The following is a 12,189-nucleotide window of genomic DNA, read 5'->3' as shown; positions in this document are numbered from 1 at the left end:
CGCGCCGAACGTCCGGGGCGGGGGCCGGCCAGGAGACGGGCGCGCCCTTCGTCCATGCCTCGGCCAGCGCGTCGGGCGAGGATGCGGGCGCGGCCGGTCCGGTGCCGGGCGCGTCCGCCGCGGGACCGGCTTCGCCGAAGCGGACCGGGACGCGCGGCGTTCCGCCCTCCGCCACGGTCTCCAGCGCCTCGGCCAGCTCGTCCGCGTCCCGCACCACCAGCGCCAGCCGATGCCGCATGGCCTCCCGTCCGGTCCGCAGAGTGTGGACGACATCGGTGAGACGGGGCGGAGCGTCCTGCCGTACGGCGTCGCGCAGCCGGCGGGCCCGCTCGCGCAGCGCTGCCGGGGTCCGCGCCGAGAGCTGCACCACCTCGGGCCCGGCCGGTCCCGAGGGTGCCGCGGCCCTCGACTCTGGCTCCGGCTCCGGCTCCCGGTACTGTTCGAGCACCATATGGACGTTGGCGCCACCGGCTCCGAACGTGCTCAGACCGGCCCGGCGCGGTACGGGCGCGTCCGTGGCCGGGTCCGTCTGCTCCGGCCACGGCTCCAGCAGGCGGGCGGGGCGGAAGGGGCTGTCGGCGAAGTCGACGCTCAGCTCCGCGGCCCCGTCGCCCAGGGACGGTACGAGCCGCCCGTGCCGCATGCACAGCAGGATCTTCACGAGCCCGGCCACGCCCGCCGCCGCCTCCAGATGGCCGAGCGCGTGCTTGACCGACCCGAGGGCGCAGAACTCCCGGCGGTCCGTGCGCTCGCCGAAGACGGCGCGGAGGGCGTCGAACTCCATCCGGTCCCCGAGCGCGGTGGCGCTGCCGTGCGCCTCCAGATAGCCCACCGTCCCGGCGGGCACCCCCGAGCGGTCCAGCGCCTCGGCCACCACCCGCTCCTGCGCCTCCGGGTGCGGTACGGCGAACCCGCTGGTCCGCCCGCTGTGCCGGAGGGACGACCCGCGCAGTACGGCGTGGACGCGGTCGCCGGAGGCGAGGGCGTCGCCGAGCGGCCGCAGCAGCACGGCGCCGACCCCCTCGCCGGGGACATAGCCGTCGGCCCCCGCGGCGAACGGCCTGCACCGCCCGTCGGCCGACAGCAGCCGCAGCTGGGCCAGGCGTACGAACTTGTACGGGTGGAGGGAGAGGTTGACGCCGCCCGCGAGAGCCGCCCGGCACTCGCCCCGGCGGATGCTCTCGGCGGCCAGGTGCAGGGCCGCCAGCGACGACGAGCACGCCGCGTCCACGGCGAGGCTGGGGCCGCTGAAGTCGCACAGGTGCGAGACCCGGTTCGGCACGGCGGAGAACCAGGACCCGGCCGCCGGGCCGCCGCCGGGCGCCGCGTCCGCGCCGTACAGCTGGTAGTCGTTCCACATCACCCCGGCGAAGACGCCGACCTCGCCGTCGGTCTGCGCCGCGAGCCCGGCCGGGGTGTGCCCGGCGTCCTCCAGGACCTGCCACGCGGTTTCCAGGAAGAGCCGCTCGTGCGGGTCGGCGAGCTCGGCCTGCCGGTCGGTGAAGCGGAAGAACGGGGCGTCGAAGCGGTCGACGCCGTCCAGGAACGCGCCCCGGGTGGTGTAGGTGCGGCCGGGAGTGCCGGGGGCCGGGTCGTAGTGGCGGGCGGCGTCCCAGCGGTTGGGCGGTACGTCGCTGAGCGCGTCGCGGCCCTCGGCGAGCAGCCGCCACAGGCTTCCGGTGTCCGGCGCGCCGGGGAAGCGTCCGGCGAGGCCGGTGATCGCTACGGCGTCAGGGCCGGGGCCGGGCGGCCCGTCCTGCGCGGGCGCAGCGGACCGCTCCCGCACCCGGGAGACCGACGGCGCGGGAGCCGACGGCAGGGGTTCCTGCGGGACGGGTTCCTGGTCGCGCAGATGGGCGGCCAGGGCGCGGGCAGTCGGGTGCTCGAACAGCAGCGTCGGGTACAGCTCGCGCCCCAGGCGCTGTTCCAGGGTGTCGGCGAGGGAGAGCAGCGAGACGGAGGTCAGCCCGTGGTCGTAGAAGCCGCGGTCGGGGTCGAGGTCGCCGGGCGGAATGCCCAGCGCGGCGGCGACGACCTCGGTGACGACCTCCCCGACGGGAGCCGCGCCGCTGCGCCCGTGCCCGCCGGGCTCGCCGTGCCCGCCGTGCTCTCCGGGCTCCGGTGCCTGCGGGGTGCCGCCGTGCCCGGCGGTGCCGTCGCCGGTGAGGTCTCCGGCCGTGCGCACCCGCTTCGCGCGGAAGCCGGTGAGCGCGGCGACGACGTTCCCCTCGCCGTCGCACACCCTGATGTCGGAGCGCATCGTCTCGCTGTCGAGTCCGCCGCTCACCGGGCCGGGCACATGGACCCACCCGTGTGCGCCGATGCCCTCGGCGGCGCGGAAGGAGTCGATCGAGATCGGCAGGAACGCGTGGTCGGCCGCCTCCCGCCGCCCCGGGGCCAGCAGCCACAGCGGGACGAGGGTGGCGAAGTCCAGCGCCGCGGGGTGGGCGAGGAAGTGCGGGAGGTGCGCGCGTGCCGAGTCGGCGAGGGACAGCTCCGCGAGGGCGAAGCCGGGCCCCGCGTACACCGTCCCGTGCGCCTTCATGAAGTCCCGGTGCTCGATGTCGATGCGCCGGACGAGGGCGTAGAGCTCGTCCGCGTCCGTGCCGGGCCCGGCGCGGTCCGCCAGGGCGCCCGGGTCGACGCGCTCCTGCGGCCGGGGACGGCCCAGATGCAGCTCGGCGGTGCAGTGCGTACGCCAGGCCCCCTCGGCGCTCTCGGTGCTTTCGGCCCGGCCGCGGATGGTGACGGGCAGGGCGCCGCCGCCGTCCGGCTCACCGAGCAGCACCTCGACGCGGTGCCCCGCGGCGCCCGGTTCGGTCACCGGCGCGAGGAAGCGGCAGCGGCGCAGCTCCGCCGTCGCCGGGTCCACCCCGGCGTCGCGTACGAGCCGCAGCACCAGCTCCAGCAGGAAGACCCCGGGCAGCACCGGCACACCGTGCACGAGGTGGTCGCGCAGCGCCGCGTCCTGCGCGGTCACCAGCGCCCGGCCGCGGCGTCCGGCGAGCCGGTCGCGCCCGTGCGGCGCGCCGTCGTGGTGCGGCGCCCCCGGGATGTCGCGGGCGTGAGGGGTGTCGAGCATGTCAGCTCAGCTCCTCCAGGGCGAGAATCGGTCGCGGGCCGCCGTCGGGTTCGCTGAGCCGTTCCCCTGCCGCGACGGGCGGGACAGCGGTTCCCTCCGGCCGGTCGATCCAATGGCGTCGGCGGCGGAACACCGCCGGGGGCAGGGAGGCGCGCGGCTCCGGGCGCCCGGCGCGCTCGTGCGGCGTCAGCTCCCGCAGAACGGCGTGGCAGTTGGTGCCGCCGAAGCCGAACGAGCTGATGCCGGCACGGCGCAGGCCCTGCCGGGGCAGCCAGGGGCGGGTCCGGGTGTTCGGATAGAAGGGCGAGGTGTCGAAGGCGAAGCGCGGATTGGGCTCGTCGCAGTGCAGCGTCGCCGGGAGCGTGCGGTGCCGCAGGGCCAGGACCACCTTCTCCAGCGCCGCGATGCCCGCCGCCATCAGCAGGTGTCCGACGTTGGACTTGACGCTGCCGACGGCGCAGAATCCGACGTCGTCCGTGCTGCGCCGGAAGGCCCGGGTGAGCGCCCGCAGCTCCATCGGGTCGCCGATCATCGTGCCGGTGCCGTGCGCCTCGACGTACGACACGCTGTCGGCCGCGGCGCCCGCGGCGTCCAGCGCGTCGAGGATCAGCGACTCCTGCGCCTCGGGGTTCGGGGTCGTCAGGCCCATGGTGCGGCCGTCGTTGTTCATCGCGCACGCCTCGACCACCGCGAGCACCCTGTCGCCGTCCGCCAGCGCCCGGTCCAGCGGCTTGACCAGGACCGACCCCGCGCCCTCCCCGGGCACGAAGCCGCCTGCCCTCCGGTCGAAGACCCGGCAGAGGCCGTCCGGGGACAGCGCCTGGGCGGCGCTGAGCCGGAGATAGGGCGTCTCGTCGAGGATCAGGTCGGCCCCGGACACCAGCGCCATCTCGCACTCGCCGAGGGCCAGGGCGCGCTGGGCCAGCCAGAGCGCGGTCAGCGAGGACGAGCAGGCGGTGTCCACGACCAGGTTCGGGCCGCGCAGATCGTAGACGTGGGCGAGCTGGGCGCCGATGAAGTTCGGGTTCAGCCCGGTGGCGGTGGACCGGCCGGGGACGGCGATCCGTCGCCCGTAGGTGCTGGCGCCCGCGCCCGCGAAGACGCCGATCCGCCGTCCCCGCACCTCCTCCGCCGGGTATCCGGCGTCCCGGAACGTCTGCTCGGCGGACTCCAGCACGGCGCGCACCACCGGATCCAGGTGCGCGGCGTCCTCCGGGGCCATGCCGAAGAAGGCGGGGTCGAAGTCCTCCACCCCGTCGAGGAAGCCGCCCCACCGGCTGATGCTGCGGCCGGGCCGGGGTTCGGCGGCGTACAGCGCACGCACGTCCCAGCGTTCGCGGGGCACCTCCCGGATGCCGGAGCGCCCCTCGCACAGCAGCTCCCAGAACTCGGCCGCGCTGGGAGCGCCGGGGAAGCGCCCCGCCATGCCGAGCACGGCGAGCGGCGGGACTCCGGCCGTGCCCCCGGCCGGGCCTCCGGAGACGGCGGGGACGGCCGCCGGTTCCGGTTCCGGTTTCGCCTCCGGTCCCGGCTCCGGCTCCGGACGTTCCGTCGTGAGGGCGGCGGTTACGGCGGGGTGGTAGGCGTGCACCAGATGGGTGGCCAGCGCCGCCACGCTCGGGTGCTCCAGGATCACCCCCGGGTCCAGCGACCTTCCGGCCAGCGGCTCCAGCCGCCGTACGATGCCCGCGATCAGGATCGAGTCCACGCCGAGGTCCGCGAACGCCGCTTCGGGGTCGATCCCGGACACCGGTACCCGGAGCTCATCGGCCAGCAGCGAGGTGAGGTGCCCTACGGTCGCCGTCGTCAGCTCGTCACGCGCCGGGGCGGGCGCAGGCAGCTCCCGCCGCTGTTCCGGCGGCTGTTCTGTCGGCTGTTCTGCCGGTTCTTCCCGCTGCGTCGGCGCGCCGGTGCCGTCCCGCCGGTCCGCGAGGACGGCCGCCGCCACCACGCTCGTACCGGACGGCCGGGCCAGCGCGGCGTCCAGCAGGTCCAGCCCGTCCTCGGGGGCCAGTGCGGCGAAGCCGTGCTCGCGGTACCGGGGGCCGCGCACCTCTCCCATGCCGGTGTCCGCCCAGCTCGCCCAGTCCACGGCGAGGTAGCGGGTGCGGCCCGTGGAGCGGCTCGCGCGGTGCGCCGCGAACGCGTCCAGGAACGCGTTGGCGCCGGCGTAGCCGGCCAGTCCGACGCCGAGTTCCGGAACCACGGCCGAGACCGAGGAGTACAGCACGAAGAACTCCGGCGCGTCGTCCCGCAGCAGCGCGTCCAGCACCAGCAGGCCCTCGCCCTTGGGCTCCCGGACCCGCGCGAGCTCCTCTGCGGGCTGCCGGGCGAACGCCTGACCGGGGCGGGCCTCGCCCGCGCAGTGGACGACCCCGCCGATCCGGCCCAGATCGCGCCGTACGCCGCCGAGGAAGGCGGCGAGCGCCTCCCGGTCCGTCAGCGGGCCGTCGTGCAGGGCGAGTTCGGCGCCCGCTTCCGTCAGTGCGTGCAGCGCACGCACGGTGTCCCGCCGCCCGTGCGGCACGTCACCGGCGGCGATGGGCCCCCACTGGTCGCGGGGCGGCAGCGGGCGCAGCCCGAGCAGTGCCAGCTTGCGGGCACCGCGCGCGACCAGCCGCCGCGCCAGGGCCAGCCCGAGGCCGCCGGTGCCCCCGGTGACCAGATAGGCGTGAGCGGGGTCGAGCGGGATCCCGCCGAGCCCGCCGGGTCCGCTGTGCCCGCCGGGTCCGCTGTGTGCGGAGTCGCTGTCGGGTGCTGCCGCGATCCGCTCCAGGCGGGGCACGTACCGTCCGTCGTCGCGGCGCCGGACCTCCGGTACGGGTTCCCGCTCGTCCGCCTCGTCCAGCGCGGCGGTGAGCGCCGCGCCGAGGGTGGCGTCCCCGGCCACGTCCACCGTGGTGGCCCGCAGCGCCCGGTACTCGGCGCCGAGGACGCGGACGAGTCCGGCCATCCTGGCTCCGGCGAGGCCCGGGGCCGGGGCCGGGCCCAGGGGCGGTGCGAGGTCGCGGGTGACGTGCACCCAGCGCAGCCCGCCGCTGCCGGGGGACCGGTCGAGGAGGGCCTGGAGGAGGGCGACACGGGCCGCCTCGCGCGCGAAGGGCCGTGCGTCGTCCCGCGCGGTGGAGGCGTCCACGAGGTCCACCACCAGGTCGGGCACGGTGCCGTGGACCGCGGCCTCGGCGGCGACGCGGCGCCCGTCGGTGGGGGAGTCGAGGTCGGCCTCGTACTCGTCCGGCGTCAGCCGCGGCAGGGCCGAACTCTCCCGTACGACGGTCCACTCGACGCCGGCGGGCAGCTCCGCCTCGGTGAGCAGCTCCGCCGCCGTCCGCTGGTCCACGATCAGCAGGCCCGTGCGGTGCCCGTGCGGTACCGGGTCGGGTTCCGCGAGGTGCCAGCGCCGCTCCAGCAGCGCGGGCCGCGGCGCCCCCGCGCGGTCCGCCGCAGCCGGTACCGGCGGGTGCGGCGCCGGCGGTGCCGTGGTCGGCGCGAAGCGCCTCGTGTGGTCGAAGGGGTAGGCAGGCAGGGGGACGCGGCGGCGCGGCCGGGCGCCGTGCAGCGCGGACCAGTCCACGTCCTGGCCGTCCACCCAGCGCCGGGCGAGCGCGTGCGGCCCGTCGGGCGGTGCGCTGCCCCCGGTGCCCGCACGGGTGGCGTCCCCGGCCGCGCCGTGCCCAGCGCGGCCGTGCACGTAGAGGCCGGGCGCGTCCGTCCCGGAGAGGAACGCGCCGAGCGCCTCGCGCAGTTCGGCCGGGGTGCGCCCGACCGCGCACAGCCGCGCGGGCAGCGGCGTCCGGCCGGTCTGCGCGGTGTACGCGATGTCGGCGAGGGGCGGCAGCCCGTCCCCGCCCCCGTCTCCGCTCCCGTCCTCGGCCTCGTCGCTGCGGCCGTTGGCCAGGTAGGCGCGGACGCGCTCCGCGTACTCCCGCAGCCGGGGCGTGTCGCGCGCCGACAGCGGCAGCGCGTGCGGGCCGTCGTCCGCCGCACCGCAGGGCTGCGGCGGGGCCTCCTCGACGACCACGTGCGCGTTCGTTCCGCCGAACCCGAACGAGCTGACGCCCGCGCGGCGCGGCCCGCTCCGCGCGGCCCAGGGCCGGACCGCCTCCAGCGCGTCGAAGGGCGAGCCGTCCAGGTCGAGCAGCGGGTTGAGCGGGCCCTCGGCCGCGTTCGGCGGGAGGGTGCGGTGCCGCAGCGCGAGCACGGTCTTGACCAGCCCGGCCACCCCGGCCGCCGCTTCCAGATGCCCGATGTTCGACTTCACGGCGCCGAGCGCGCACCGCTCGGAGCCGGGCCGCCCGGCGGCCGGTTCGAACACCGTGCGCAGCCCGGCGATCTCGATCGGGTCCCCGAGCCGGGTCCCGGTGCCGTGCAGCTCGACGTAGGACACGCTGTCCGGGGCCGCGCCCGCGTCCCGCAGGGCCGCTGCGACGGCCTCGCTCTGGGCCGCCGGGTTGGGCGCGGTAAGGGAGTGGGTGCGCCCGCCGTGGTTGACGGCCGAGCCGAGCAGCACCGCGTGCACGGTGTCGCCGTCGGCGAGCGCCCGGCGCAGCGGCTTGAGGACGACAGCGGCGACACCCTCGCCACGGACGTAGCCGTCCGCCGCCGCGCCGAGCGTGGTGCAGCGTCCCGTCGGGGACAGCATGCCCGCGTCGTCCAGCGCGGCCGAAACCGTCGGCGTCAGCAGCAGGTTGACGCCGCCCGCGAGGGCGAGGTCGCACTCCCCGCGGCGCAGCGCTGCCATCGCGCGGTGCACCGCGACCAGAGAGCTGGAGCAGGCGGTGTCGGCCGTCTCGCTGGGCCCGCGCAGATCGAGCTGGTGCGAGACCCGGTTGGGCACGATGCTGTGCATGGTCCCGGTGACGGCGTGCCCGACGGGTCGCTCACCGGAGCGGACGAGCCGTTCGTAGTGGTCGAAGAGGCTGACCCCGGCGAAGACCCCGGTGCGGGATCCGGCGAGGGAGCGCGGATCGCGCCCGGCGTCCTCGACGGCCTGCCAGCAGGTCTCCAGAAAGAGCCGCTGCTGGGGGTCCATCAGCTGCGCCTCGCGCGGGGAGACGTGGAAGAACCCCGCGTCGAAGGCGTCGGCGTCGTCGAGGAATCCGCCGAACCCGGCGCCCCCGGCCGGCCCCGCTGCGCCGGACTCCCACCGCTCCGTGGGCACCGCTCCGACGAGGCGCTCGCCGTGCAGCAGGCGGCGCCAGAAGGCGCCGAGGTCGGGCGCTCCCGGGAAGCGCCCGGCCATGCCGACGACGGCGATACGGGAATCCCCGCGATCCCCGCGATCCCCGGTCCCGGGAGCGGAGTCGGTCCCCGCGTCGGCCTCGGCGGCCGCATCGGCGGTTGCGTCGGCGGTTGCGTCGGCGGTCGCGTCGGCGGTCGCGTCGGCGTCCGCGTCGGCTCCGGAGCCGCCATCGCTGTGCGCGGGCCCCGGCACGGGGGCGCCGCCGAGTACCCGTACCAGGCCGTCCACCGTCGGGTGCTCGTACAGCGTGACGGGGGTCACCGCCAGTCCGAAGCGCTCGTTCACCCGGTTGGCCAGAGCGGTGAGCGCGACGGAGTGCAGACCGTACCGGCCGAACTCGACGGCCCCGTCCAGCTCGGCGGCCGGAATGCCGGACAGCTCGCCGACGGCGTCGTACAGGAACTCCCGCAGCGCGTCGTCCGGCGCCCCCGCGGGACGGCCGTCCACCGCGGCGTCCACCGCGGCGTCCACCGCGGCGTCCACCGTGTCGCTCACCGCGTCGTCCGCCGGTGCGGCCGGGAGCGCGGCCTCGATCCGCGCACGGTCCCCGTAGCCGACCACGACGTGCGGCGAGTCCGCCGCCAGCGCCTCCTCCAGGGCGCGCAGCGCCGGTTCGGTCGGCAGCGGACGGATGCCGAACTCGGCGGCGGCCAGCCGCTGCTGTTCCTCCGTCATCCGCATGCCGCCGTCGGCCCACAGCGGCCAGGCGACCGAGAGCGAGCGCCCGCTCCGCAGCCCGGCGCGGCCCCACGCGGCGCGCCGCGCCATCGCGGTGTCCGCGGCCCGGTTCGCGGCGGCGTAGTCGCACTGGCCCGCGTTTCCGACGGTGCCCGTGATCGAGGACATGACGACGAAGAGGTCGAGTGCGTCGTCGGCGGTCACGGCGTCGAGGTGCGCCGTGCCCGTGGTCTTGGCGCCGAGGACCCGTGCGAGGGACGCGTCGGTCTTGTCGCGCAGCAGGGCGTCCTCGGTGACACCCGCGCAGTGCAGTACGCCGTGCAGACCGCCGAACCGCTCCCGTGCCAGACGCGCGGCGCGCGCCACGTCCGACCGCTCGGCGACGTCGCCCCGCGCGTACACCGCCTGCCCGCCCGCGTCCGTCAGCTCCGCGAGCAGTCGCTCGACGGCGGCGTCCGGCGCGCGTCGGCCCATCAGCACCAGCGACGCGCCGTAGCGGGTGGCGAGATGGCGCGCCACGTGCCGCCCGATGCCGCCCGCCCCGCCGGTGACGAGACAGATCGCGCCCTCCCGGAACGCGGAGCCCCGGGCCTGCCCGTCCGGGGCGCGGACCGGCAGCGGCGCGAACCGCCGGACCTGGCGGGTACGGCCGGACGACGGCGAAGAGGCGGCGTCGGCGGCCGCGTGCCGGACCTCGGGCTCGCCGCTCGCGGCCTCGGCGAGCAGGGCGTCCAACGCGGGCGCGGGCCCGTCGGGGACCGCGACCGCGACGCAGCGGCAGGCCGTGGTCTCCCGGGCGAGCGACCGGCCGAAGGCGGCCACGGCCGCGGCCGTCGGATCGGGTCCGGGGCCGTACGTGACACCGAGGTAGCTGACCCGGGCGCCGTGCCCCTCCGCCACCCTGGCGAGGGCCAACGGCGCTTCGAGAGCCCGCCGTACGGTGTCGGCGCCGGGCAGCACCGTGCCGTCGGGGTCGCCGGACGCGGCGCGCCGCAGGTCGACGACGGTCACCGGGCCCCGGACGCCCGCGTCGCCGAACAGGCGCCGGTAATCCTCCGGTTCGCCCGGCCGGATCACCCGGCTGCCGTCGTCCTCCCGGCGGCCGTAGCGGTCGCCCGGACGGGCGGTAACGGTGCGGTACGGGACGCCGGACCCGGCGTACGGGGCGGGCGAGGCGTCGGTCAGCACGATGACGGCCGCCCCGTCCGGGGCCGGTGCGGCGGGAGCCGGCGCGTGCACCCACCGGGGCCGGTAGAGCCGCGGAGCACTCCCCGTATCCGTGGACTCGCCGGGCAGCCAGTGCCGGTCGCGGCGGAACGGGTACGTGGGCAGCGGGACGCGCCGACGGCCCCGGCCCGGCAGCAGCTGCTCCCAGTCGACCGGAGCGCCCTGCGCCCACAGCGCGCCGACCGCGTCCAGCCGCCCGCGCTCGGCCAGGCGGCGCAGCATCCGCCGGGCCTCGTCGCGGGCGACGTCATCGGCGCCGCCGAACAGCCCCACGAGGCCCGCGGCTCCGGCACCGGCGCCGGCGCCGGCACCGGCTCCGGCTCCGGCACCGGCACCGGCGCCGGGGCCGGCACCGGCACCGGCGCCGGGGCCGGCGGTCCCGTACACGGGAGCGGTGCCCTCGGGCTCGTCGGTGCCGTCGGTCCCGTCGGTCTGTTCGCTTCGGTCGCTCCGCGCGATCCGGGCGAGGGCGGCGAGCAGCTCGCTGCGGTCGCGCGCGGTGAACGCGGCCCGGACGTCGAACGCGTCCCGGCCGACCCGCAGGGTGTGGGCGATGTCCGCGAGCGGCGGCCACTCCCCGGGGCCGGGGGCCGCCAGGAAGTCCCGCAGCTGTGCCGCGGCGGCCCGCAGCTGGTCCGCGTCGCGGGCGGAGAGCACGAACAGCTCGGCACCGCCCCGCTCCGGGGCCCCGTCCCGCGCGTACTCGGGGCCCTCCTCGACCACCAGGTGGACGTTGGTGCCGCCCGCCCCGAACGCACTCAGCCCGGCCCGGCGCGGCACCTCCCGGCAGACGTCGCCGGCAGCGCCGCCCCCGGCGGCGTTCCCGGACGGCAGCCGCGGCCTGTCCCAGTGGGCCACCTCGCGCTGCAGCCGGAACGGCGTGGCCGCGAAGTCGATGTGCGGGTTGGGCCGTTCGGCGTGCAGCGTCGGCACGAGCACCCGGTGCCGCAACTGGAGAAGCACCTTGGTCAGCCCGGCCACCGCCGCCGCCGCGACCAGGTGACCGACGTTGCTCTTGACGCTGCCGAGTGCGCAGAAGCCCCGGTCGGTGGTGTGCGCGGCGAACGCCTCGGTCAGCCCGCGCACCTCGACCGGGTCGCCCAGCGCCGTACCGGTGCCGTGCGCCTCGACGCAGCCGACCGTGCGCGGGTCGACACCGGCGTCGGCCAGGGCGCGGGCCACCAGCCGGGCCTGTGCGGCCGGGTTGGGCACCGTGAACCCGTTGGTGCGGCCGTCGGAGTTGGTCCACACGCCGCGGATGACGCCGTAGATGTGGTCGCCGTCGGCCACCGCGTCCCGGAGCGGCCTGAGCAGCACCGCGCCGACGCCCTCGCCGAGCACGATGCCGTCGGCGTCGGCGCCGAAGGCCCGGCACCGGCCGCCGGGGGCCAGCATCCCGGCCTGGGAGTACTGGATGTGCCTGCCGGGGTGCAGGATCAGATTGACGCCGCCCGCGATCGCGGCCGAGACGGCGCCCCGGCGGACGGCCTGGCACGCGAGGTCCAGGGCCGTGCCGGACGCCGAGCACGCGGTGTCCACCGTCAGGCTGGGCCCGGTGAGGTCGAGGAAGTGGGAGACCCGGTTGGCGATCTGGTACGCGTCGGAGTTGGCGGCGCCGCTGCGTCCGCCGAGCGCCGCCTGGGCGCTGAGGACGCCGTAGTCGTAGCTCATCGCGCCGACGTAGACGCCCACGTCGGGGCCGATGTCGGCGCGGGTGTGACCGGCGTCCTGGAGCGCCTGGTAGGCCGTCTGGAGGAAGAGCCGCTGCTGCGGGTCCATGGTCGCGGCCTCGCGGGGCGAGATGCCGAAGAACAGCGCGTCGAACTCGTCGGCCCCGTCGATCAGTCCGGCGCACGCGGAGGTGCTCTTGCCGGGGCCTCCGTCGGGGTCGTGGTAGGCGCTGTGGTCCCAGCGCTCCGCCGGGATCCCGGTCACGCAGTCGCGGCCCGCGACGAGGTTG

At 77.2% G+C, this 12,189-nt stretch carries 2 protein-coding genes; both read right to left on the bottom strand.

The window, feature by feature from the left end; all coding sequences use genetic code 11:
• On the bottom strand, nt 1-3,082 hold a 3,082-nt coding region (locus G5C65_RS19425), incomplete at its 3' end, for a beta-ketoacyl synthase N-terminal-like domain-containing protein (protein ID WP_206442004.1).
• A gap of 1 nt (nt 3,083) precedes the next feature.
• Nucleotides 3,084-12,189: SDR family NAD(P)-dependent oxidoreductase (locus tag G5C65_RS19420; protein ID WP_165300148.1), on the bottom strand; the 9,106-nt coding region annotated here is incomplete at its 5' end.

The organism is Streptomyces boncukensis (assembly GCF_011045075.1).
Taxonomy (GTDB): domain Bacteria; phylum Actinomycetota; class Actinomycetes; order Streptomycetales; family Streptomycetaceae; genus Streptomyces; species Streptomyces boncukensis.
This window is presented reverse-complemented; position numbering and strand designations above follow the sequence as displayed.